Annotated in this window: 22 protein-coding genes; 18 read left to right on the top strand and 4 right to left on the bottom strand. The window is 50.4% G+C overall.

Going from position 1 to position 23221, the window contains the following annotated elements:
* Positions 1–14: 14 nt before the first annotated feature.
* Positions 15–458 carry a DUF4395 domain-containing protein gene (locus QW71_RS02560; RefSeq protein ID WP_039292810.1) on the bottom strand — a complete coding sequence of 148 codons (444 nt, stop codon included), beginning with the start codon at positions 456–458 and terminating at the stop codon, positions 15–17.
* 184 nt (positions 459–642) lie between these two features.
* Between QW71_RS02560 and QW71_RS02555 the strand changes: the two genes are divergently transcribed.
* The 10 genes from QW71_RS02555 to QW71_RS02510 all read left to right on the top strand — a co-directional run bounded on the left by QW71_RS02555 (position 643) and on the right by QW71_RS02510 (position 10946).
* The gene (locus QW71_RS02555; RefSeq protein ID WP_039292808.1) at positions 643–1212 is read left to right on the top strand and encodes a TetR/AcrR family transcriptional regulator; all 570 of its coding nucleotides are present in this window, start codon (positions 643–645) and stop codon (positions 1210–1212) included.
* Positions 1213–1319: 107 nt separating this feature from the next.
* Positions 1320–2774, top strand: a complete 1455-nt coding sequence (locus QW71_RS02550; protein ID WP_039292929.1) for a DHA2 family efflux MFS transporter permease subunit — start codon at positions 1320–1322, stop codon at positions 2772–2774.
* 445 nt (positions 2775–3219) lie between these two features.
* Positions 3220–3552, top strand: a complete 333-nt coding sequence (locus QW71_RS02545) for a PadR family transcriptional regulator (protein WP_039292805.1) — start codon at positions 3220–3222, stop codon at positions 3550–3552.
* Positions 3549–4886, top strand: coding sequence for an FtsW/RodA/SpoVE family cell cycle protein (locus tag QW71_RS02540; protein WP_039292801.1), 1338 nt, complete (start codon positions 3549–3551; stop codon positions 4884–4886). Before QW71_RS02545 ends, QW71_RS02540 begins: the two co-directional genes overlap by 4 nt.
* A gap of 64 nt (positions 4887–4950) precedes the next feature.
* Entirely contained in the window at positions 4951–5721 is a 771-nt protein-coding gene (locus tag QW71_RS02535) for a M15 family metallopeptidase (protein ID WP_083442378.1), read from the top strand.
* Between the two features lie 100 nt (positions 5722–5821).
* Positions 5822–6592: a stalk domain-containing protein gene (locus tag QW71_RS02530; protein WP_039292798.1), complete on the top strand. Its 771-nt coding sequence runs from the start codon at positions 5822–5824 to the stop codon at positions 6590–6592.
* 206 nt (positions 6593–6798) lie between these two features.
* Positions 6799–7422 carry a TetR/AcrR family transcriptional regulator gene (locus tag QW71_RS02525; protein ID WP_042236179.1) on the top strand — a complete coding sequence of 208 codons (624 nt, stop codon included), beginning with the start codon at positions 6799–6801 and terminating at the stop codon, positions 7420–7422.
* A gap of 30 nt (positions 7423–7452) precedes the next feature.
* The gene (locus QW71_RS02520; protein ID WP_039292795.1) at positions 7453–8952 is read left to right on the top strand and encodes a DHA2 family efflux MFS transporter permease subunit; all 1500 of its coding nucleotides are present in this window, start codon (positions 7453–7455) and stop codon (positions 8950–8952) included.
* A 516-nt stretch (positions 8953–9468) separates the two neighbouring features.
* On the top strand, positions 9469–10032 hold the full coding sequence (locus QW71_RS37690; protein ID WP_052769845.1) for a PadR family transcriptional regulator: 564 nt from the start codon (positions 9469–9471) through the stop codon (positions 10030–10032).
* Positions 10029–10946, top strand: a complete 918-nt coding sequence (locus QW71_RS02510) for an alpha/beta hydrolase fold domain-containing protein (protein ID WP_052769844.1) — start codon at positions 10029–10031, stop codon at positions 10944–10946. Before QW71_RS37690 ends, QW71_RS02510 begins: the two co-directional genes overlap by 4 nt.
* On the opposite strand, the gene QW71_RS02505 is transcribed toward QW71_RS02510, so the two are convergent.
* On the bottom strand, positions 10941–11843 hold the full coding sequence (locus QW71_RS02505; RefSeq protein ID WP_039292792.1) for a DMT family transporter: 903 nt from the start codon (positions 11841–11843) through the stop codon (positions 10941–10943). The two genes, QW71_RS02510 and QW71_RS02505, sit on opposite strands and share 6 nt — an antisense overlap.
* Positions 11844–11962: 119 nt before the next feature.
* Between QW71_RS02505 and QW71_RS02500 the strand changes: the two genes are divergently transcribed.
* Entirely contained in the window at positions 11963–12844 is an 882-nt protein-coding gene (locus QW71_RS02500; protein WP_039292789.1) for a LysR family transcriptional regulator, read from the top strand.
* A gap of 66 nt (positions 12845–12910) precedes the next feature.
* Here QW71_RS02500 and QW71_RS02495 read toward each other — a convergent pair whose 3' ends face one another.
* On the bottom strand, positions 12911–14224 hold the full coding sequence (locus QW71_RS02495) for a hypothetical protein (protein ID WP_039292787.1): 1314 nt from the start codon (positions 14222–14224) through the stop codon (positions 12911–12913).
* A gap of 223 nt (positions 14225–14447) precedes the next feature.
* On the opposite strand from QW71_RS02495, the gene QW71_RS02490 reads away from it, so the two are divergent.
* The 5 genes from QW71_RS02490 (at position 14448) to QW71_RS02470 (ending at position 20074) form a co-directional block, all read left to right on the top strand.
* Positions 14448–15674, top strand: coding sequence for a M20 family metallopeptidase (locus QW71_RS02490; protein WP_039292916.1), 1227 nt, complete (start codon positions 14448–14450; stop codon positions 15672–15674).
* Positions 15675–15703: 29 nt separating this feature from the next.
* Positions 15704–16543 (top strand): enoyl-CoA hydratase/isomerase family protein, encoded by an 840-nt coding sequence (locus tag QW71_RS02485; RefSeq protein ID WP_039292784.1) that lies wholly within the window; start codon positions 15704–15706, stop codon positions 16541–16543.
* Entirely contained in the window at positions 16533–17369 is an 837-nt protein-coding gene (locus QW71_RS02480) for an enoyl-CoA hydratase/isomerase family protein (RefSeq protein ID WP_039292781.1), read from the top strand. The genes QW71_RS02485 and QW71_RS02480 overlap by 11 nt, the downstream gene beginning before the upstream one ends.
* A gap of 63 nt (positions 17370–17432) precedes the next feature.
* The gene (locus QW71_RS02475) at positions 17433–18641 is read left to right on the top strand and encodes an L-serine ammonia-lyase, iron-sulfur-dependent, subunit alpha (RefSeq protein WP_039292780.1); all 1209 of its coding nucleotides are present in this window, start codon (positions 17433–17435) and stop codon (positions 18639–18641) included.
* Between the two features lie 272 nt (positions 18642–18913).
* The gene (locus QW71_RS02470; protein WP_039292777.1) at positions 18914–20074 is read left to right on the top strand and encodes a Gfo/Idh/MocA family protein; all 1161 of its coding nucleotides are present in this window, start codon (positions 18914–18916) and stop codon (positions 20072–20074) included.
* A gap of 57 nt (positions 20075–20131) precedes the next feature.
* On the opposite strand, the gene QW71_RS02465 is transcribed toward QW71_RS02470, so the two are convergent.
* A complete protein-coding gene (locus tag QW71_RS02465) occupies positions 20132–21001 on the bottom strand; it encodes an AraC family transcriptional regulator (protein WP_039292774.1) in 870 nt (289 codons plus the stop codon).
* Positions 21002–21125: 124 nt separating this feature from the next.
* On the opposite strand from QW71_RS02465, the gene QW71_RS02460 reads away from it, so the two are divergent.
* The gene (locus QW71_RS02460; protein ID WP_039292771.1) at positions 21126–22013 is read left to right on the top strand and encodes a sugar phosphate isomerase/epimerase; all 888 of its coding nucleotides are present in this window, start codon (positions 21126–21128) and stop codon (positions 22011–22013) included.
* A gap of 22 nt (positions 22014–22035) precedes the next feature.
* Positions 22036–23100, top strand: a complete 1065-nt coding sequence (locus QW71_RS02455) for a Gfo/Idh/MocA family protein (protein ID WP_039292768.1) — start codon at positions 22036–22038, stop codon at positions 23098–23100.
* Positions 23101–23221 lie beyond the last annotated feature (121 nt).

The following is a 23221-nucleotide window of genomic DNA, read 5'->3' as shown; positions in this document are numbered from 1 at the left end:
GGGCAGACTCCTGCTTATTTGTGGAGGGCTGCCTGTTTGCGTCTGTAGGTATACATTCTCCACTGGTAGTGGATGAAGCACCCGATGCAGAAGCCGAGGATAGCTACTGTGGCTGCTACCGCAACCATGATCGTGAAGATATAAGCAGCTACGGTCCAGCCAGCTAGGAAGCTGACCAGTCCTGCAGTCAGGCAGAAGACGGCAATGCTCTGGTTGAACTGCTGCTGTTCCCAGTCTTCCAGTACATAGGCGGAGCGCTCCTTAGTCAGGAATTTCGCCGCAACCTTGATCACCGGATTATATCCGAAGATTAGACCAGACAGTCCTGCGGCAAGCGGCAGGGCAAGAATCCAGTAAGCTCCCGTAAACAGTGACAATAATACAGAAATTACGATAAAAGCCTGATTAGTTCTGACTAACGGCTGGGGAATTCCCTTAATGATTGAAGGCTCACTCATTGAAATCACACCTTTCGCATTGGAATAATTAAATTATAACCAATGATCCGCAATGTGGCAATCGGTAAGCGTAAACATTAAAATTTGAAATTATTATCCATTGACAGCGGAGCTCACTCGTGGTTTTATTATGTAGACCAATTGTTATAAAAGTGCAGAAACATCTATAAAGGAAGTGTCTGGCTTGTCAAACAAGCATAATGCACGTGAAGCTATTCTGGATACGGCTTCAAGATTGTTTTTCACACAGGGCTATCATGCAACCGGATTAAATCAGATCATCAAGGACAGCGATTCGCCCAAAGGATCATTGTATTATTATTTTCCTCACGGCAAAGAAGAGCTGGTGTTGACCTGTATTAACCGGACGAGTGAAATGGTCTCCCAAAATTTGCGGCATTATGTAGAGAGTGAAGCCTCACCTGCTCAGGCGGTGCAGAATTTCATTCTGTCTATGGCCAGGGAAGCGGAGGAATCTTCTTTTGAAGGATTGGTGCCGTTCAGCTTCTGGGTAGCCGTGGAGACTTCCTGTGTCAGCAATGAGCTGCGGACCGCTTGTCAATGTGTGTTCAAGGATTGGCAGGATGTGATCGCCCAGCGTCTGATGAAGGAAGGCATGCAGGAGGAAGCTGCTGTGGGCAAGGCGACTGTTGTGGTCTCCTTGTTTGAAGGTGCGCTGCTGCTGGCGTTGACCTGCCGAAATGTCCAGCCGCTGGTTGCGGCAGCAGAGAGTATTCCGGCAATACTGGCTTAAGGTTTCACAGTACCATCGTACCATCGCAATACTGCACTACTGCAATTAAGCAACAAATAGAGAGAGAACAAACAGATTATCAGGAGGATATGAGAGTGAACGCAACTATGACTGGTAAGGGGCACACAGAGCCCCGCAAATTTAAGACCCTTCCAATTCTCGTCTCCTTATTGCTTGCCGGATTTATCGGCATGTTCAGTGAGACCGCATTAAATGTAGCCTTAAGTGATCTTATGAATGTATTACAAATTACTCCGACCACAGCGCAATGGCTGACTACTGCTTACCTGCTGACGCTGGGTATTCTGGTTCCGATCTCCGGGCTGCTCCTGCAGTGGTTCACGACCAGACAGCTGTTCATTGCTGCACTATGCTTCTCGATTGCGGGAACATTCCTGGCTGCAATGGCGCCGAACTTCGAATTCCTGCTTACAGCGCGTGTGGTTCAGGCGATGGGAACTGCACTTCTTTTGCCGCTGATGTTCAACACGATTCTGATTATTATCCCTGCTGAGAAAAGAGGCGCAGCGATGGGTCTCATCGGACTCGTCATCATGGTTGCTCCAGCGATCGGCCCAACTATTGCAGGTCTGCTGATTGAGAGCCTCAGCTGGCACTGGATCTTCTGGCTGTCCCTGCCGTTCCTTGTGATCGCGCTGTTCAGCGGAATTTTCTTCATGCAGAACGTCACAGAAGTGACCAAGCCGAAGATTGATATCCTCTCGATTGTGTTATCGTCATTCGGTTTCGGCGGCATTGTGTATGGATTCAGCAGCGCCGGTGAAGCGGAAGGCTGGGGAAGTCCGAAGGTGATCATTGCCATTGCTATTGGTGTAATTGCGCTCGTTCTATTCTGCATCCGGCAGTTGACGATGAAGCAGCCGATGATTAATCTGCGTGCCTTCAAATTCCCGATGTTCGTGGTCGGTGTACTGATGGTCTTCATCTGTATGATGGTGATTCTGTCTTCGATGCTGATTCTTCCAATGTACCTGCAGCAGGGACAAGGCTATACAGCATTCAAAGCAGGCTTACTGCTGCTGCCGGGCGGAATTATCAACGGACTGATGTCACCGGTAATGGGACGCCTGTTCGATAAATACGGTCCGAAATGGCTCGTTATTCCAGGACTCGTGCTCGTAGCTGTCTCGCTGTGGTTCTTCTCCAGTATTACAGCAACTTCTACTGTAGTCTTCGTAATTGTACTTCACAGCATGCTCATGATCGGAATCTCGATGATTATGATGCCTGCCCAGACGAACGGGATCAACCAGCTTCCGCTGGAATACTATCCTGACGGTACAGCGATCATGAATACTCTGCAGCAGGTTGCAGGGGCTATTGGTACAGCTCTGGCAGTAAGCATTATGACCTCCGGTACCAAGAGCTACATGAAGACTGTAACTGACCCTGGTGATCCGCTGAATATTGGCGCTGCATTTACCCATGGGGTACAGAATGCGTTCATCTTCGGCATGGTGATGGCCATTATCGGTCTGGTTGTTGCTTTCTTCCTCAAACGTGTTATTGTCTCGCACAAGACACAGGCTTCCATGCACTAAACTTTAGCTTTAACTACAAGCACATCCGGAATCCGGGTGTGCTTTTTTGCTATGTGCAATATGGAGCTTAAAGAGCATTCATTGTATAAAATCCTGCCCTAAATACAACATTTCCCTCATGATAACGCTCCTAATTCATAATTGTTGTAAAAAAGGCAACATTTCTCCTACTCCAAACGGATTATTGGGGCAATTCTTGTATTTCGTACAACAATCCTCTCTGGCGCCCGGGTATCTGGGGATCAAAGTTGTAAAACGTACAACATTAATGCCCCAAGAGGCTGCTTATCCGCAAATATTAACGGGTTACTTGTCTGCAAGCGTTAACGGGTTACTCGATTGCTGGGGTTAAGACGATGACTGGACATCAACTGGGAATTAAAGTATATTAAGCATAGATTAACGATGTATCAGTGGATTGCCATTCGAACGGGAGGGGACGCCAATGAAAGTCAGTAAAGAAATGCTGAAGGGCAGCACGGGGACCTTGATTCTCACTCTGCTGCTCGATAAGCCGTTATACGGCTACGAACTGATTAAAGAGCTGGAGCAGCGCTCGCAGGGGGTATTTTCCCTGAAAGAGGGCACGCTCTACCCGATACTCCATGCGATGGAGAGCGAACGCTGGGTGGAGGCGTATTGGCTTGAGGTAGAAGGGCGCAAACGCAAATATTACCGGCTGCTGGATGAAGGCAAGGCGAAGCTGCAGGAGAAGAGAGCAGAATGGAATCTTTTTAAAGGCGCGGTGGATTCTGTGCTGGGGGAGGGCGGTGCATGATGGAGCGGCGGAAGCAGAAGCTGGACAACTATCTAGACAGGGTGTGTGTAGAGGTCAGAGCCAAAGGGATGCACAGGGAGATCCGTGAGGAGCTCAGCGGGCACTTCCAGGACTTAATGCTGGAGCGTCAGCAGCTTGGCGCAACCGAAGAAGAATCGCAGCAATATGCTATCGCACAAATGGGTGATCCGCAGGTGATCGGCCGGGATCTGCACAAAATCCATAAACCGCGGATTCCGTGGGGACTGCTCACCGCAGTAATGATGTTGTCAGCTGTAAGTCTGCTGGGGATGGGGGCGATAGAAGCAGGGGTTTCTCTAGACAGAATTCCCTCTGCCTTAATGCTGCGCCAGACTCTTTTTATCCTCCTGGGTATTTCGGTTATGACTGGAATGTATTTCATCAATTTCAAACTGCTGCAGAGAGCATCAGGAATTATATATCTCGCAGCATTAATGATGGTTGAACTCACTCTTATGCTAGATACTGTAACGATTAATGGAAGCAGGCGTTACATTGGTTTCATGGGATTCACATTTGATATCATCGGATACAGCCCTTATGTATTTGTTACTGCTTTGGCAGGAATATGGACCAGCCGCAGCTTTGTGCTGAAATGGGGTGGCCGAACCAGGGGAATAATTGAATTAGTACTGCTGATGCTGCCAGCGGGGATTTATGCTGTTATCGGCTCTCTCCCGGAGCTGATTGTTTACTTGGCAGTGTCCCTGATTGTATATGTGTGGATCACCCGCCGCTGGTTTAGTGGTGTGGTTATAGCCTTTCTATTGCTAGCCGGGGGAGCAATACGTGTGTTGAATAACAACCATTGGCGGGAGCAGTTAATTGGTGCCGTCAATTTTAACCTGAGGCCGGACAGCACAGGTTATATGAATCGTACAATCTATGAGATCGTTACTACTGCAGGCTGGAGGGGGCGTGGTTTTGGAGATACCGTGGAGTGGCTTCCTTATGCCTATACCGATTTTTTTCCGGTGTATCTGATACAATGCTTTGGCTGGGCTGGGGGTCTCTTGTTCCTTGCAATAGTAGGCTGGTTTGTTCTCAAAATGATTTCCTATGCCCGTGCTGTAAGCGATAGCTATGGGCGGATGCTAATCCTTGCTCTGGGACTTATGCTCTCGATCCGTTTAATTTATGGCCTCTTTATCCTTAGTGGCAGAGTGTTGCTTATCTCTATACCGTTCCCATTCCTTAGCTACGGACAACATGTCTTCATTGAATTCGCCGCTGTCGGGCTGCTGATGGGTGTCTACCGGCGGAAGGATATGCTCCCTGCGGACACAAGCCTAGACTTAACTATGGACGCCTAGTGCTGCTGCACGTATACTTGTAGGGTGAAAATACGGACGAGGCAGGAGAGGGGGGAGCATTGTGATGAAGCTGCGAATTACAGGTAGAAAATTAGGGCTGGTCTCATGTGCGCTTATCCTAGGCGGAGCTACGCTTCTAACGGCAACAGCAGCCACAGCGGCTGCTCCTAAGATACAGAATACAGCCGCAGCCCCGGCGCAAAGTAAGGTGGAGAAGAAACACAATCTGCCCGGCGGCTTTGTGTATCTGGATGAAGTGATTCCTACGGCGCAATATGAGATACGCTATTACAGTGAGAATAATTTTACCGGAACAAGGGTGGACGGGTATAAAGCTCCGCTGGCGATTTTCTCGCGGACAGCAGCCAATGCGCTGAAGAAAGTCAGTGACGATCTGGATGGCAAAGGGTATATCCTGAGAATCTATGATGCCTACCGTCCGCAAAAAGCCGTTAATCACTTCGTACGCTGGTCACAGGATGCCGCGGATATTAAGATGAAGCAGCAGTATTATCCCAAGCTGGACAAGCGTAATCTGTTCAAGCTGGGCTTCATCTCCAAGAAATCGGGGCATTCGCGGGGCAGCACCATTGATCTGACACTGGCTGATAAAAAAACAGGGGCGCTGGTTGACATGGGCAGCCCGTATGATTTCTTCGGTGAGATTTCTTACTATAATACCACTCTGGTCAACAGTACCCAGCATGCCAACCGTAAAGTTCTTAAGGATGCCATGTCGAAGCAGGGCTTCAAGCCCTATACCAAGGAGTGGTGGCATTTCACACTGATCAAGGAGCCTTATCCGCAGCAGTATTTTAACTTTAATGTGGAGTAAGGCTGTTCCAAAGCTGCGCAGAACGGTTAATGATTAATGTAAGTTTAGTCCCTGAAGTTTGCGTGCATAATAATTATATTACAGGAGAGGTGGGATCGATTTGAAGAACAGAATCGCAGCCGTTTTCCTAAGTGTACTGTTATTGGCAGCAGGATCGGGAGTATTAACCGGAAATAGTGTCCACGCAGCACCGGGTATAAATATTATTGTGAACGGACAAGCCTTGCAGCTGGATCGACCGCAAGCCTATACCAGCGGAACAACCCTCATGCTCCCGCTCCGGGAGACTACGGAAATCCTTAAGTATAAGACTACCTTTATAGGAGCTACAGGGCAGTTTAAGCTGAACCGGTTCCAGGAAACGATTGAATTCAGGCTGGGCGGGAAAGAGATCATTCTGAACGGCAAGGATCGGGTGCCTTTTACAGATAGCATTGAACTGAAGCAGCAGCGCGCATATGCACCATTGTCCTTTTTTACAGCGATCGGGCTGGTTACATCCTATAATCCGGCAAAGGGACAAGTTGAAATCTACTCACCGGAGGTAACTGCCGGAGCTGTAGCCGGATTGCTGGCCGCAGGCAACTATACGGGACTCCGCGAGCGTTACTTCGCTGCGGAAGCAGAGCAGCCCCCGCTGCCCGTCATTCAGCAGAACTGGGAGGGGGTAAGCGCTCCGGCAGGCCAGTACTTCGGAGTAAAAGCTACGGAGAGCCGGCAGCATGACGGGAATATGACAATAACAAGCGTGCTGTCCTTCTCCAAATCCGAGGCGCTACTGACACTGGAGCTGAATACATCGGGCAAAATCGTGAAGCTGAGCCTGGCGGCGCTGCAGGCAGCGGAAGTGCTGTCCAGCCCGTCGAAATAACAAATAACGGATCATTCATGCAGGAGCATCTCACAGCTGTAAACCGCTGCCCGAGATGCTTCTTTTTTATTAATGCTAACTCTTTTGAAAATTTCTGAAAACTTCTATTGACAGATCACTCCAAAGAGAGTAATTTTATATTCTGATTAAACGCTGTTTAAATCAATGATTAGAAATCGCGGCAAAGGAGGGCGACAAGCTGCATTATGGTTAAATCTGACAACAAAGCTGATCCTTCAGATAAAGATACGAAGCAGATTATACTCGATGCAACCGTGGATTTGATCCGCGAAGAGGGGTTCAGCTGTATCACCCTTCGGAGTATCGCAGCAAGGGCAGAGACGAATCTTGCACTGGTGAATTATTATTACGGCTCCAAGGAAAAACTGTTTGGCGACGCAGTGAAGAAACTCGTGTCTACCTTTGATGATGCCTTCAAAACACTGGAAGATGACAGCCTGCCGCCGAAGGAGCGGATGAAGCTATTTTTCATGCGTTATATTATGAATCTCAGCCGTTACCCGGGAATGGCCCGGCAGATGCTTGATCAAAGACATCATATTATGGGCTCACAGGATGAATATGCGAAGTACTCCAAGCTGATGAGACTGGAGCGCATTAAGGAAGTGCTCAGTGAGATCACAGGGGAGCAGGACCGTGACAAACTCATGATGATGATGATGCAAGTCTATGGGGCCATTGTTTTTCCGGTAATTATGGTCTCCAGCCTACCGAAGGACAGGGAGGATCTCAAGGAGTTCTTCAGGCTTTCGCCGCTTGAGGAGCAGATTGACGGGTTATTTGAACTTTATTTTCATAAGTATAACTAATTATAAACACAGAAAAGAGTGGAGAAGAGAATGACAAACACCTCAAATAAAGGAAACAGTGCAGCAGTGGAAGCGCCGTTCTCGCTGAAAGCCATTATTCCGCCGTTAATGGCTATTATCGTCGGCATGATTATGGTTATTCTGGACAGCACTGCTGTAAACGTTGCGGTACCGAATCTGGTGCAGTATTTCGCAACAGATCTTAAGACCGTTCAGTGGGCCATTACGGGTTATACGCTGGCGCTGGCTGCTGTAATTCCGCTGGCTGGCTACATGACTGACCGTTTCGGTTCCAAGCAAGTCTTTCTAACGACTATTGTTATGTTTGTACTGGGGTCCGTTCTTTGTTCGGTTGCCCAGACCTCGACGCAGCTGGTCATCTTCCGTGTCATTCAAGGTCTTGGCGGCGGGATGGTAGCTCCAATCGGTATGGCAATGGTCTTCAGACTGGCTCCGGCAGAGCGCAGAGGTTCTATTATGGGGATGCTCGGAATTCCCATGCTGCTGGCTCCGGCACTTGGTCCGATCCTCTCCGGCTGGCTGGTAGAATACGTGAGCTGGCACTGGATCTTCCTGATCAACCTGCCTATCGGTATCGTTGGTATCATTCTAGGAGTTAAATATCTGCCTGTTACCGAGAAGAAGGGCAAAGCGCATCTGGATATCTTCGGTATCATTCTGGCTCCGCTTGCGTTCTCCATGCTTGCTTATGGTGTCAATCAAGGCGGAGGCGAAAGCTGGACTTCGACGGGGGCTCTTGTAGGTTTGTCTGTCGGCGGTGTGGCGCTGGTGCTGTTCGTTATCGCTGAGCTGATGCAGAAGCATCCGCTGCTGGAGCTGCGCGTCTTCCGTTCATCGGACTTCACACGCGGCATTATCCTATCCTGGGTGACCCAGGCTGCCCTGTTCGGCTCCATGCTGTTCGTTCCGCTGTATCTGCAGCAGATCCGGAACTACACACCGCTTGAGACAGGTCTGATTCTGCTTCCGCAGGCGCTGGCATCCGGTATCGGTATGCCGGTGGGCGGCCGCTTATTTGATAAGATCGGCGCGCGGCCATTGCTGTTTGTCGGACTCAGTGTCATTTCCACTGCGCTGTTCCTGTTGTCCGGTGTTACGGTAGACACCGGTCTTCCTGTTATCATGGGCTGTCTTACTATGATGGGTCTGGGAATGGGCTTGTCGATGATGCCGGTCAACACTCATGTTCTGAACTCCGCGCCGCGTGAATGGGTTGGCCGGGTGACTCCGCTGACCGCCGCAGCCCAGCAGGTTGTTGTATCCTTCGCGGTTGCCGGTATGACCGGATACTTAACCAGCCAGATTACCGTTCATATGGGTGAGATGGCTGCCGGAAGCAATCCGCTTGTCGCCGCTGTACAGGGCTTCAACGATGTATTCTTCCTCTCCGCCTGCATCGCGCTGGCCGGAGTGGTCATCAGTCTGATTCTGCGCAAGCCGAAGACAGCCGGTTCCGCCGGAACTCCGGAAGGGGAGCAAGCGGACGCTGCTGTAATGATGGGACATTAATTCATATCTTGGGTTTACGGCCGCCACAGCTAATCGCTGCGGCGGTTTTTTCGCATTTCACCCCCGTTGTCGCGATTTCGATTCGAAATCCTGCACGAAATACAACATTTCCCTCGTCATATCGATCATATTTCAAAATTGTTGTAAGAAATGCAGCATTTCTGCTCCTCCAAGCGGATTAGCGGGATTATTCCTGTATTTCATACAACATTTCTCCCAACCATACTGGTATCTCTGCATCAGAGTTGTACTACGTACAACATTTATGTCTTTACAGCAAGAACTTAAGTAACTCAATTGCTGTCATCTTAAAGTATGGCTATACAGAAGGGCGAAAGGAGGAATTAGAGGTATACATCGCTTTGGATGCGATACAGAAGGCGAAATGGGAGGAATTACTGCTGTATGTGGAATTGTATCCGGGGCAGGCGTCAGTTGGAGTATTTTGTGAACCGCTTGACGGTTGATAAGGAATTCTATATAGTTTTATTAAAACTATCTACAAGGGGTTTCCTTATGTATGAATTACTGGTCCTGTCATTACTGATGCATTTCCCGCTGCATGCTTATCTAATTGCGAAGATTATCAGTCCGTGGGAGAAAATCAGCCGCGGAACGCTGTCCACCCTGCTATCCAGACTTGAGAAAGAGGGACTGATCTGCGAAGCCGATCCTTCTTCAGTGCCTTATCCCAGTGAACGGCCGTCCCGTGCGCTGCAGCTCACCGATAAAGGGCGGGCACGGTTCACCGAGCTGATGATGGATACGGGGACGGAGTCGGCAACCTATCAGAAGCTTTTTCATATCAAAGCCCAGCATTTGGAGTTCCTTGCCCCTGAAGCTCAGCTGGCGCTTGTAGATCATTATCTTGCGTACGCCGCTAAAGGTATTGCAGAGCTGCGAAAAGGGATAGACGCCTTCCGGAAAGAGACTGCTCCTGATGCTGCCGCACCCGGAGGGCGGTTCTATGTGACAACGATGGATCTGCTGCAGGTGCGTCTGGAGGCGCAGGAGCTGGATCTGGCCTGGGCGCAGCGTTTGCGGGAAGCCGTGATGCCGCAGAAAGAAGGACAACAATGAAGGGTTCCAAAGAAAGCTGGCAGAGCAGAGCGGTTAAGCTGGGCCTGCGCCTTATAAGGATTAACGCCATGTGGAAGAAGACAGGGATAGCCTTGCGGAAGGACATTGAATCGAAACAACGCAAGGAGAGCAGTAAGCCGCCGGCTAAAGTGTATAAGTTATGCACCATCGAAGAGCGTGAGATAGCCGGTTATCCTTACTATGTGCTTTCTGCAAAGTCTTTTTCGGGCGGCAATCAGATCCTGTATCTGCACGGCGGAGGTTATGTACTGAAGATATCACCGCTGCATTGGGAGTTCCTGGCCGGTATGGCAGACAAGCTGAAGTGTACGATTGCGGTTCCCATGTACCCTTTGGCACCGCAATATGGACATAAGGAAGTATTTCAGATGCTGGTACCGCTATATGAGGAGATGTTAGCACAGAGTTCTAAGTGTGGAGACAAGCTTGTGGTCATGGGCGATTCGGCTGGCGGCGGGATGGGGCTTGCACTAGTGCAGCTGCTTAAGGAAAAAGGGATACCACGGCCTGCACACACGATCCTGATCTCCCCGGTGCTCGACATGACCTTCAGCAACCCGGAAATCAAGGCTGTGGAGCGTAAAGATCCTGTCACGGCAGTTCCTGCCATCAAAGAAATTGCTGAGTGGTATGCGGGGGATCAGGAGATTACTTCTCATTTGATCAGCCCCGCTTATGGGGAGGTCACGGATATAGGGCCGGTCAGCATCTTCACGGGGACGCATGACATTGTGTATCCTGATGTCAAGAGGTTCAGAGACCGGCTACTGGTTGAAGGAATAAAGATCGGCTACTATGAATATCCGCAAATGCTGCATGTCTGGCCGCTGTTCTTCTTCCCGGAATCAAAGACAGCGAGAGAGCAGATCAGAGCTATTATTGCAGCCTTATAGATCTGCCCGCCGGTTCTTGAGCATTCTTGCCGGAAATGGGGCGAAGTGCAATCTGCCGAGCAGTTCGGAAGCTATAATGCCCAGCAGGACAAGGGCAGCTCCGGTGTAGCCTTGCAGCGAAAGCTGTTCATGTGCGAACCAGTAGCCGAAGAAGGCGGCAAAGACCGGTTCCAGGGCGAAGATTAATCCGGTGCGGGTCGGCGTTGTGTATTTCTGGGCAACGGGCTGCAGGATGAAGCCGCAGGCGCTGCAGAAAATTCCGAGTGCGAGGATGGCGATCCAGCCGGGAAGAGTCGAAGGCAGTGCAGGAGTCTCGAAGACTGCTGACAGAATCAGGGCATATCCCCCGGCGAAGCCCAGCTGCAGAATGCCGATATTCAGCGAATCGCTGCTCTTGACAGCGCGGCTGGTAACCAGAATCTGCACTGCGTAGAAAATGGCAGCCAGAATACAGAGCAGATCACCGGGCTGTACATGCAGCGACCCGTTCAGGGTGAGCAGCCCGATGCCGGCGATGGCCAGAATGGCACCGAAGATTTGCGGAGGGGCGACTCTTTTTTTGAAAATCAGAACATCCAGCAACGGTACAAAAACAACGGTCAGAGCGACCAGAAACCCGGCATTGGAGGTCGTGGTGGTCTTCAGTCCGAAGGTGATGCAGGTGAACACACCGAGCAGGAGAAAGCCGAGCAGGGCTCCATATTTCAATGTTCTGGCGTCCACACTGCGCAGCCGTTTGCGGAACAGCAGAGCCGCCAGAATGAAGGCCAGCCCGAAGCGCAGTGCAATCAGATTGAATTCTCCCAGTGTGCCGAGTCCCATTTTCATGAACAGGTAGGAGGAACCCCAGAACATTGTTACTACTATGAGCATTAGCTCGGCCTTTAGCGGCTTCATTCCATCATCATCCTTCTTTATTTCAAGTGATTATAGTATAATACGCTCAAATACATAAGGTAACTGAATGTTTATCATATGAAACATGAGGAATCCTCATGCAAACTTGGGGGTCAGCAATGAGCATAATCAAATACGAAGTGTTCCTCAAAGTGGTTGAACTGGGCAGTCTGACCAAAGCCGCCGATGTGCTGGGCTTCACCCAATCCGGCATCAGCCATACGATCAGCAGTCTGGAGAACGAATTCGGCTTCCCGCTGCTGGTACGGAATCGTTCCGGTGTGAAGCTGACGGTGAACGGGGAGCAGGTGCTTCAGCCGATCCGTGAAATCCTTAACTGGAATGAACAGCTGAAGCAGCAGGTAGCGGATATTCACGGTCTGGAGACAGGGACAATTACACTAGGCACCTTCACAAGCGTATCCGTTCACTGGCTGCCGGACATGATCAAACAGTTCCGCAAAGAGTACCCATACATTGAGTTCAAGCTGATGGAGGGCGGGTATTTGGAGATTGAGCAGTGGATTGAGGCCGGGGTGGTCGATTGCGGCTTCCTCTCGCTGCCTACCAGAGAGAAATTTGAGGTGTTTCCGCTTAAGCAGGACCGGATGCTGGCGATTCTTCCGTTGGACCACCCGCTGAGCAAAGCCCCGTATATGCCGCTGGCCCAGATCGCCTACGAGGATTTCATCATTCCGAGACCCGGCTCGGACTATGATGTGCAGCGGGTGCTGGAGAAGGCGGGGATTAAGCCGAACATCAAATTCTCGGCCGGGGATGACTATGCGATCATAGCCATGGTAGAGAAGGGGCTGGGCATCAGCATCCTCCCGGAGCTGGTCACCCGGTTCCAGCATGAGCATGTGACCATGCTTGAGCTGGAGGAACGGAGTTTCCGCTCATTGGGAATTGCCGTCAGCTCGATGAAATATGCTTCTCCTGCAACGAGACGATTCCTGCAGCATGTGCAGAGCTGGTCGTCCGGCCAAGAAGGGATTTGACTTGATAAATCCAGCGCAAAAAAGGCACGTTTTCAAAACTGAAAACGTGCCTTTTTGCAATGCGCATCATTTGCTTAATTTACGCCCTTCTTTGTCGAGAAACAACAGCTCGTAGTATTTTTTCGGCCGCCCTTTACTGTTGTCACGTTTTTCAAATACCGTTTGTACGTATTTTTTTTCTTCAATTTTGTTAAGGATACGGTTTGCACCTTTGACAGTCATGGACAGGCACCCAGCAACATCCTCAGAGGATAATTTATTTGTTCTCATAATTTCTGCGTAGGACATGATTTTCTGCAAATTGATGTTGTTTATTCCAATATTTTTGGCCAATGCGATGATTTCCGGGTCCCCCTGTTCAGAGAACTGTATGACATTCATGCTCTGCATTGGGCCGATAACCTTCTGATCCTCGTTTATAAAAAAGCTGCAGCTGCCCGTGTAGGCTTTCGCCTGTCTGTAAGCTTTGGCGGCGTTTTCGTTAGCTTGAAAATATTCATGTCCCGAGCCCCACCCGATCTTCACCTTGTAGCTTACGTACAATTCCAGATACTCCAGCAGTGAGCAGTTCTGCGCATTGGAGGTGATTTTCATGAAATTTCCGTAGGTGGTGTATAGTCTGACAAAGCCTTCCGAAATTTGGGCTGTGTCGGCAAGATTCACGCTGCGCAGAAACCTGCCGACAAGGATTTTCAGCTCATGAAGCTGCTCTGCGGATGGCGGCTGTGCCGTTTTGGTCGATAAACATGCTACAACTGCCCTCTGACTCTTAAGTTTGAGAATGGTAATTTCGTTGATGATCTCTCTTAGGGTCTCTTTAACATCTTCCAAAGTGGGCCGGATCAAGATATATCTGACTCCGTGCTTTTTGAGCTCTGGAACAAAGTGGCCGAACGCCGTAATGGACAGGTCTATTTTTTTTGCTTCCCACAGAGTGATATGGTTTTCGAGCATTGTTTCCACTCGTTCGAGCAGATCTTCGCCGTCAATGGGCTTTCCCTCATGAGTCAGGTATTGTTGGAATTCACTGAAAGAATCAATGATATACGCATAATCCACATAGATCCTCGATATATCAAGCCCTGGTTCTGTGACCAGCAGCCGGAAAAGTTCTCTATACAGAAGATTCTCGTTATCCTGCAAAATGTGAATAGGGACCTTCTCATCCAGGCAATCCTTATCTATTGACTCATAAAGCATCCTGCCGCTGACCACAAATCCATCCACTGAACCTAAGTTCTGCAGATATAGGTCTGTTGTTTCCCTGAAGTTGCTGACGGTAAGGAACCGGAACTGGCATAAGGGCCGCATTTCTTCTTCAATAGCGCGGAAATAATCCATATGGGTCTCTGGCGTGATAATACCCAGCTTGATTTTCATATTAGATTCCTTTCATAAACAGTTCAATCAAAAGAGTTATATCACAATAAATGTGATATTACAACGTTCCGGCACCTTAAAAATAATGTTCTTAAAAAGTCTAATAATCTCTTGACAGCGAATGAATTTAAAAGTACGATAAATACGTTCTTAAAAAGTCTTAAAATGTGAAGGAGGCCATTTAAACTCTGTTCTTACGTTCATTCAATTTATGTTGCGGGAGATGTTCATTGTGATTGAAGAAGCTGGAGACTATTTGAGTATGGCTCATCAGCTGCAGGACAAATTGGTCATGTACAGGCATCATCTTCATGCGATTCCGGAGCTTGATTTAAGTTTGCCCAGGACAACGGCCTACGTAAAAGAGGTGTTGGAGTCGATGGGTCTTAAGCCCGCTCCCTTAGGGGAATCAGGTCTAACGGTTACCATTGGCGGACAGCATGACGGGAAGGTGGTTCTTATCCGTGCAGATATGGACGCTTTGCCCATTTCAGAGGAAACGGAGCTTTCTTACGCGTCGTTGAACGGGAACATGCATGCTTGCGGTCATGACATGCATACTTCCATGCTGCTGGGAGCGGCGGAGATCCTGAAGGCTAACGAAGAGCAGCTTCGCGGGACGGTTAAGCTTATGTTTCAGCCGGGTGAAGAGACTCTGCACGGGGCAAAAATGATGCTTGAGAGCGGGATTCTCGACAATCCTAAAGTGGATGCAGCCATGATGCTTCACGTGTTGACCGGAATGCCACTTCCTATCGGACAATTTGTAGTGCTCGAGGAAGGTGGAGCGATTTCTGCTTCTTCGGACTGGTTCGAAATCATCATCCGCGGAAGGGGCTCACATGGCGCAATGCCCGAGGCCGCAGTGGACCCCTTAAATGTGGCTGCTCATCTTCATCTGGCGCTGCAGGGTATTCTTAGCCGGGAAATTTCGCCGATTGATAATGCAGTCCTTACCATCGGCGTGATGGAAGGCGGAAGTACAAACAATGTGATTCCCGATACGGCCAGATTGAAAGGCAGTGTACGCACATTTAACGCCGCATTGCGGGATAAAATGGAGATCCGTATCCGCGAAATTGCAGCAGGTATCGGAGAAACTTTTCAGGCAAAGCTGGATGTGATCTATACGAGGGGTTGTCCTGAGGTGAAAACGGATGGCGGGCTTAACCAGCAAATGAGGGCTTCGATTGCAAATACCTTTGGCGACGGTTCCTATATTGGTATAACTGAGCTGGTACCCGGTGGCAAATTAATGGGCTCGGAAGACTTCGCGTTTGTATCACAGGCAGTGCCTAGTACCACAGTATTTCTTAACGCAGGCAATGCCGAAGAAGGTTATGGTTACCCTGTACACCATCCAAAGACGATGTTCTCGGATGAGGTGCTTCATAGAGGGGCTGCGGCTTACGCTGCTTTTGCCAGAGACTGGCTTGAAAGTAACAGATAAGTTCTAAACAAAACTTAGGAGGAATTAAAATGTCAGAGAGACGTATGATTGGACCCACCAAATTTGAAGAGTACTCGGAGAAATACAAGGAATTCCTGTTAATGACCCGCCGTGACGGAATCATTGAAGTGCGGCTGCACACTGACGGAGGGCCGTACAAGCATTCATGGGAAGCCCACACGGCATGGTCCCATGCCTGGTCAGATATTGGCCGCGACCCTGAGAACGAAGTTATGATTATTTCCGGAACGGGGGATAAATGGGTTATAGGAGACCCAGAGGTCTGGAATACGAAATTTATGGACTGGCCGAAGCAAAAGAAGCTCGAACAGTATCACGAATCGCTGAGACTGCTTGAGAATTTGATCTTCTGCATTGATATTCCGACCATCGGGGCGGTCAATGGGCCGGGAACGCACTGTGAACTCGCAACGCTCTGTGACATTACCATTTGTACAGAAGACGCAGACTTTTTCGATCCGCATTATTTGGGAGGCACACCTCCCGGAGATGGAATGCTGCTCACACTGCAGAACATGATTGGCTTCAAGAAAGCAGCATACTACGCATACACCGGCAAGAATATCAATGGTCAAACCGCATTGGATCTGGGTATCGTTAGTGAAGTCCTGCCCCGCGAACAGCTTCTGCCCCGCGCATGGGAGCTTGCGGAGATGATTATGCAGGCACCGCGTTCAACGAGACATCTGTCCCATTCCATTATCTCCCGTCCATGGAAGCAGGCCCTGGTCAGTGATCAAGGGTTCCAGCTTGCCCACCAAATGTACGACATGGCCATTGATGAAGAAGGAGCTCTGGAGCGCCTGAAGAAAATGCAAGGACGCCTTATGGGCAAAGATGTTCAATAGAGAGATGACGGGACCTACACGATTCGAAGAATATTCGGAGAAGTACAAGGACTTATTCTTCATGACCCGCCGCGGCGGCATACTCGAAGTGCGTATGCACACCGGCGGGGGACCGCTTCAATTTGACTGGACGGTCCAGACTGCCTATGGCAATGTATGGTCAGATGTGGGCCGCGACCCCGAGAATGAGGTGATGATCCTTACAGGGACAGGTGATTTGTGGCAAATAGGTAATCCTGAAGTCTGGACAACCAAATTCATGGATTGGCCGAATCGCCGGAAGCTGGAGATGTATCATGAATCGCTCAAAATGATTGAAAATATGATTCATTGCCTCGATATCCCCACCATTGGGGTGATCAATGGCACAGGCTCACACTGGCAGCTGGGAACGCTTTGTGATATTACCATTTGTACTGAAGACACAGCTTTCTTCGATGCCCATTATCTGGGCGGTGTACCACCCGGAGATGGAATCGTCCTGGCACTTCAAAAGATACTGGGAAGTAAGAAAGCGGCATTTTACGCATACACGGGCCTGAACATTAATGCTCAAGAGGCATTAGATCTCGGTCTGGTCAGTGAGGTGCTGCCTCATGAACAGCTTCTTCCACGGGCATGGGAGCTGGCAGAGATGATCATGCAGGCACCCCGCTCTACAAGACATCTTACTCATTCGATTGTGTCGCACCCGTGGAAAAAAGCTCTTGCAAAAGATCAAGGTCTTCAGCTTACTCACCAATTGTATGACATGGCCATTGATGAAGAGGGGATTCATGAGCGGCTGATGAAGCTCAAGGAACGTTTTCAGGGGAATGGGCAATAAGCCTGGTCAAGCCGCAGGATGAAGATCTTAAGCCAAAGACAACCGAGAAGGGATAAGGGTGCTATGAGATCGTTGACTGAGCTATTTAAGATTGGCAGTGGACCTTCCAGCTCCCATACCATGGGGCCGGAGAAAGCGGCCAGAATCTTCAAATCAGAAAATGAAGACGCAGACCAGTTCAAAGCGTTGATCTATGGTTCCCTTGCCAAAACAGGCAAAGGCCATATGACGGACAAGGCCATTATTAGAGCATTGTCACCCGTTCGGACGGAGGTTGAATTTGTTCTACAGGCAGATTTTGTTCTGCCCCATCCCAATACCATGGACTTGTTCGCTTACAAAGACGGGCGGCAAACCAATTCCATGCGTGTTGTCAGTGTCGGCGGCGGGGACATCGTTATTGAGGGGCGGGAGGAGGTGCTGGGGCAAGATGTCTACCCTGAGAATACCTTCGCAGAGATCAGCACCTTTTGTAACGCCAATCATATTCGCCTAAGCGATTACGTCGAGCAGCGTGAAGGCAAACAGATCTGGGATTTCCTCCAAGGAATCTGGGAAGCGATGAAGCGTTCGATCGACGAAGGGCTGTCTGTCACAGGTATTCTGGAGGGCGGTCTTGAGGTCGAACGCAAGGCGAAATATCTGTATCATCAGCGGGATATGGATGAGAGCCCGGAGACGAGAGAGAACAGGATCGTCAGCGCGTACGCTTTTGCCGTCAACGAACAGAATGCCGCCGCCGGCACGGTCGTAACGGCCCCGACCTGCGGGGCCAGTGGTGTCGTGCCCGCCTCGCTCCGTTATATGCAGGAGAAGATGCAGGTCCCGGACGAACAGATCCTCCGGGCTCTGGCTGTCGGCGGGCTCATTGGCAATCTGGTCAAGCAGAACGCCTCCATCAGCGGCGCTCAGTGCGGCTGCCAGGCGGAGGTGGGCACGGCTTGCTCTATGGCAGCGGCTGCACTGGCTGAACTGTCTGGTATGGAGATCGACCAGATTGAGTATGCGGCGGAGGTTGCTATGGAACACCACTTGGGGTTAACCTGTGATCCGATTAACGGACTGGTTCAAATCCCATGCATTGAGCGGAACGCTGTCGGTGCGATGCGGGCGATCAATGCGCTGAGCCTGGCCAAATTCTTGTCTGGTACCCGTAAGATATCCTTTGATCTGGTTGTACAGACCATGTATGAGACAGGCCTGGATATGAACAGCAGGTACCGCGAAACTTCAGAAGGCGGGCTCGCTAAGCTCTACAAAGCTGACAGTTAAATGATACTTCCATGATCATGTGGCTTTAATTTCATACTTGTGTAATATGAAGAAGAACGTTCCGTGCTGCCGGTTGGCAGAAAGGACGTTCTTTTTTTAAATATAAGGATTTACTGTCCATTTCATGAAATACGTTTCGCCGGCAACGAAGCGATTCATCCAATCTGTGCAGAGCTGGTCATCTGCGCAAGAAGCAATTTGACGGAGCGCCGCCTGGATGAGAAAATGTATGCGTGTACATGGAGTAGTGAATTCAGTAGAGGAGGCTTCAAATGAAACAGCTACGGATCGGAATGATAGGTTATAAGTTCATGGGCAAAGCCCACAGTAATGCCTACCGCAGTCTGCCCATGTTCTTCCCCCAGGCACTCAAACCGCAAATGTCCGTCATTTGCGGACGGAATGAGGAAGCGCTGCAGGAGGCCGCCGGCCAGCTGGGCTGGTCGGAAGGTGTGACGGACTGGAAGGAGCTGGTCTCCCGCAGCGATATTGATCTAATCGACATCAATGCGCCAAGCAATGCCCATAAAGAGATTGCGCTGGCGGCTGCCGCTGCGGGTAAGCATATTTTCTGCGAGAAGCCGCTGGCACTGAATCTGGCAGATTCGCGAGAAATGCTCCAGGCTGCAGAGGCGGCCGGCATTGTTCATATGGTTGGCTTCAATTACCGTTTCTCCCCGGCGGTCAGGCTGGCGAAACGGCTGATCGAGAGCGGGCGGCTGGGAAAGATCTATCATTTCCGTGCCTGGTTCCTGCAGGACTGGATTCTCGACCCTGAATTCCCGCTGGTCTGGCGTCTGCAGAAGGAGATTGCCGGCTCAGGTTCGCATGGTGATCTGGGGGCGCATCTGATTGATCTGGCCCATTTCCTGGTAGGCGATGTGCAGGAGGTCATTGGCATGAGTGAGACGTTCGTCAAGGAACGGCCGCTGGCAACGGAGATGACAGGTCTCAGCGCCCGGGCCAGCAAAGATGCACCGCGCGGCGCGGTGACGGTGGATGATGCTACTTTGTTCCTGGCCCGTTTTGCAAACGGCGCATTGGGCAGCTTTGAGGCGACACGGTTCGCTGCCGGGCATCGTTCGACCAATTCTTTTGAGATCAATGGCAGTCTGGGCAGTGTGAAATTCGACTTCGAGCGGATGAACGAACTCGAGGTCTATCTGACCTCGGATGACGAGGATGTGCAGGGCTTCCGGAGAGTGCTCGCCACCGATCCCGCACATGACTATGCTGAAGCCTGGTGGCCGCCGGGCCATACCATTGGATTTGAGCACACATTCATTCACGAGATGCTGGAGCTGTCGAATGCGATTGCCGAAGGCCGTCAGTCTGAGCCGAATTTCCGGGACGGTGTGAAATGCCAGGCTGTACTGGAAGCTGTGGAACGTTCGATTGAAGAGCGGCGCTGGGTTCCGATATCTGAAATGTAGATTCTAAATGTAAAAAACAAACACCGCACATTAATGGATGTGCGGTGTTTGTTATGACTATTTACGTACCATGGAGGGTGTCAGGCCTTTGTACTGCTTATAGAGCTTCGTGAAATAATTGGGATTGTCACAGCCGACTCTGCCGGAAATCTCTGTAATGCTGAAGCCGGTCTCCCGCAGCAGCCGCTCGGCTTCATCCATCCGGCACAGGTTCACATAGTCAATGAAGGTGCGTCCGGTCAGCTTCTTGAAGGTTTTGCAGAAATGGAAAGCGTTCAGATTGACAAAGCGGGCAGCACGCTCGACCGACATTTTCTGATCGACATGTGTTTCCAGATATTCCAGCAGCGGCTTGAAGCGTTCGCGGTTGATAGAATGACGTTCACTCTGCTGGGCGGGGAAGGTACGGGACAGGTGTGTGAAGAATAAGTGGAGCTGGTTCTTCACCACGAGCTGAAAAGCCGGTTGTTTAGCCTGCACTTCCTCAATAATCCGCTCAAGCAAGGGATAATACGAGGCGCATTCCGGGTTATGGACCACTGGCATGACCGGAAACTGATACTGATTGCTAAGATAAGGGGCCACAAATTGCTCATGCTGGGAATCCTGATTCCGGTCCTTGAACAATGAGGCATGAAAAACAATCGAGACATAAGAAACATCTCCGCTATACAAGCTATAGCCGACATGCAGACCGCCGGAAGGTACCATGATCACGTCTCCGGGGCCTGCTTCATACGGTTTGCTGTCCACATGAAAGATCGCCCGGCCTTCACGCATGACAATAATTTCGAAATGCTCATGCCAGTGCAGGAACAGGATGTTCTGCTCGGGCTTGGCGCCCTGGCACTGGTTGAAGAATAAGCGGAATGGATAGATCTTCTCCTCGAGCGCAGGATATTCCTTCAGTTCCTTCGGATAAGTCAAGATGGCTTCAACTCCCACAAGATTCAGCTAGTTTAACACAAGATAAGAAGAGATTTTGCCCGAAATGAAGGATATACTTGGGTTGTTGAACTAACTATAAACCAATATTGGAGTGGTATACAAGATGCAGGATACAATGAGAATCGGGACACTGGTGGGAGGCGGAGATGCACTAAGAGTGATTCCGCAAATTATCGGACACGGATTCGAATCATTCAGCCTCACCTTCTGGCAGACGACGGGAAATACGGATCTGACAGAAACTGCTGCACGGGTTCGTGAACTGGCTGCGGAGCATGATTTCGTGATCTCTTCCGTAGGGATATTCGGGAATCCGCTTACAGGCACTGGGGACAACTCGGATGCGCTGGGCAGCTGGGAACGGCTGATCGACCACGCCCACTTATTCGGAACCGATATGGTATCCGGCTTCACCGGACGACTGCCCGGGGTTTCGATTGACGAGTCCATCCCGAAATTCGCAGAGGTGTTTGGTGAGCTCTCCAAAAGAGCTGCGGACCGTGGCGTCAGAATCGCCTTTGAGAATTGTTCTATGGATGGAAACTGGCAATCCGGAGACTGGAATATTGCCCATAACCCTACAGCGTGGGAGAAGATGTTCAATGCAGTAAATGCCGATAACCTGGGACTGGAATGGGAACCATGCCACCAGATGGTGCAGCTGATCGATCCGATTCCGCAGCTGCGGAAATGGACGGACAAAATTTTCCACGTGCACGGCAAAGATGCAACGATTGCCTGGGATATTATCAAGGAATACGGAATTCACGGACCCAAACCTTATGTGTGGCACCGGACACCGGGCTTCGGGGATACGAATTGGACCGATGTAATCTCGATACTGCGGCAGGCCGGGTACACAGGAACGATTGATATCGAAGGCTGGCATGATCCCGTTTACCGTGACGATCTGGAAATGACCGGCCAGGTTCATGCACTCCATTATTTGAAAAATTGCCGGGGCGGCAGCTTCGTGCCGAATCCTGCCTAATCCAGAAAGCGGGGAACAACCTATGACAGCAGAGTATCTTGTAGTTGTTGCGGGCTGCGGAGCCATGGCTAATGAATGGATCAGCTATGCGCTGAAGCATGCTGAAATTGAAATCGTCGGACTCGTAGATATCCGGGTGGAATCCGCGCAGGCCATGGCAGAGAAGCATGGACTCATCTGCCCGGTATATACAGATATATCACAGGCAATAGAAACTACAGCGGCCAATCTGGTGTTCGATATCACCGTGCCGTCCAGCCATTTCAGTATTGCCAGTAAGGCACTGGAAGCCGGATGTCATGTCTTCACCGAGAAGCCGCTGGCGGAAACGATGGAGCAATGTAATGAAATCGTTAACATGGCCGGACGCACAGGGCTGAGCCATGCCGTAATGCAGAACCGCAGGTATGATCCGCATATCCGCTCTTTGCGCGGGCTAATCACCTCGGGAGCCATAGGGCGGACGGGTTCCATAAGCGCGAGCTTCTTTCTGGCGCCGCATTTCGGCGGCTTCCGGGAAGCGATGGACAGCCCGCTGCTGCTGGACATGGCGATCCATACCTTCGATCAGGCCCGCTTTATCAGCGGCGCCGATCCTGTAAGTGTGTACTGCCAGGAATTCAATCCTCCCGGATCGTGGTATGAAGGGAATGCAGCAGCCATCTGTATATTCGAAATGTCAGACGGCTCTATATTCTGTTATCAGGGCTCGTGGTGTGCGGAAGGTGCGCCTACGTCCTGGGAAGCCTCATGGCGGGTTCAGGGGGAACGGGGGGCAGCGATCTGGGATGGCCGGGATATGCCGTATGCCGAGATTATCGGTGACGGTGAAGCTGCCGGACAGTTCCTCAATGAATATGAACGGGTAGAAGGGCCGGCTGTGCAGATGGAGGATACCTTCCATCAGGGCTGTCTTGAAGAGATGTTCCGCTCGCTTGCGGAGCAGCGCCCCGCCGAGACTGACTGCCGCGACAACCGCTATAGTATGGCAATGGTGCTTGGCGCTTTGGAGAGTGCGCGGACAGGCAGCAAGCTGAACATTGCGGAATTTATCCGGAAGGCCGAGCGGAATGTGCCGGATAAATAAAATGAGCGGAAGAGGGAAGATCAGCCGGCCGCTGATCTTTTCTTTTTTGAAAGATAAGGAAATCAGCGCTGATCCGGGAAACTTGTAATTTCACTGGTAGTGCAGGAGCAGGGGGGGAGTA

Source organism: Paenibacillus sp. IHB B 3415, assembly GCF_000802655.2.
GTDB classification, from domain to species: domain Bacteria; phylum Bacillota; class Bacilli; order Paenibacillales; family Paenibacillaceae; genus Paenibacillus_AQ; species Paenibacillus_AQ phytohabitans.
This window is presented reverse-complemented; position numbering and strand designations above follow the sequence as displayed.

Bases quoted from the DNA above. Each gene is read 5' to 3' on its own strand.
- QW71_RS02560 (WP_039292810.1), bottom strand. From the start codon at position 458: ATGAGTGAGCCTTCAATCATTAAGGGAATTCCCCAGCCGTTAGTCAGA.
- QW71_RS02550 (WP_039292929.1), top strand. From the start codon at position 1,320: ATGACTGGTAAGGGGCACACAGAGCCCCGCAAATTTAAGACCCTTCCA.
- QW71_RS02545 (WP_039292805.1), top strand. From the start codon at position 3,220: ATGAAAGTCAGTAAAGAAATGCTGAAGGGCAGCACGGGGACCTTGATT.
- QW71_RS02540 (WP_039292801.1), top strand. From the start codon at position 3,549: ATGATGGAGCGGCGGAAGCAGAAGCTGGACAACTATCTAGACAGGGTG.
- QW71_RS02535 (WP_083442378.1), top strand. From the start codon at position 4,951: ATGAAGCTGCGAATTACAGGTAGAAAATTAGGGCTGGTCTCATGTGCG.
- QW71_RS02525 (WP_042236179.1), top strand. From the start codon at position 6,799: ATGGTTAAATCTGACAACAAAGCTGATCCTTCAGATAAAGATACGAAG.
- QW71_RS02520 (WP_039292795.1), top strand. From the start codon at position 7,453: ATGACAAACACCTCAAATAAAGGAAACAGTGCAGCAGTGGAAGCGCCG.
- QW71_RS37690 (WP_052769845.1), top strand. From the start codon at position 9,469: ATGTATGAATTACTGGTCCTGTCATTACTGATGCATTTCCCGCTGCAT.
- QW71_RS02510 (WP_052769844.1), top strand. From the start codon at position 10,029: ATGAAGGGTTCCAAAGAAAGCTGGCAGAGCAGAGCGGTTAAGCTGGGC.
- QW71_RS02505 (WP_039292792.1), bottom strand. From the start codon at position 11,843: ATGAAGCCGCTAAAGGCCGAGCTAATGCTCATAGTAGTAACAATGTTC.
- QW71_RS02500 (WP_039292789.1), top strand. From the start codon at position 11,963: ATGAGCATAATCAAATACGAAGTGTTCCTCAAAGTGGTTGAACTGGGC.
- QW71_RS02495 (WP_039292787.1), bottom strand. From the start codon at position 14,224: ATGAAAATCAAGCTGGGTATTATCACGCCAGAGACCCATATGGATTAT.
- QW71_RS02490 (WP_039292916.1), top strand. From the start codon at position 14,448: ATGTTCATTGTGATTGAAGAAGCTGGAGACTATTTGAGTATGGCTCAT.
- QW71_RS02485 (WP_039292784.1), top strand. From the start codon at position 15,704: ATGTCAGAGAGACGTATGATTGGACCCACCAAATTTGAAGAGTACTCG.
- QW71_RS02480 (WP_039292781.1), top strand. From the start codon at position 16,533: ATGTTCAATAGAGAGATGACGGGACCTACACGATTCGAAGAATATTCG.
- QW71_RS02475 (WP_039292780.1), top strand. From the start codon at position 17,433: ATGAGATCGTTGACTGAGCTATTTAAGATTGGCAGTGGACCTTCCAGC.
- QW71_RS02470 (WP_039292777.1), top strand. From the start codon at position 18,914: ATGAAACAGCTACGGATCGGAATGATAGGTTATAAGTTCATGGGCAAA.
- QW71_RS02460 (WP_039292771.1), top strand. From the start codon at position 21,126: ATGCAGGATACAATGAGAATCGGGACACTGGTGGGAGGCGGAGATGCA.
- QW71_RS02455 (WP_039292768.1), top strand. From the start codon at position 22,036: ATGACAGCAGAGTATCTTGTAGTTGTTGCGGGCTGCGGAGCCATGGCT.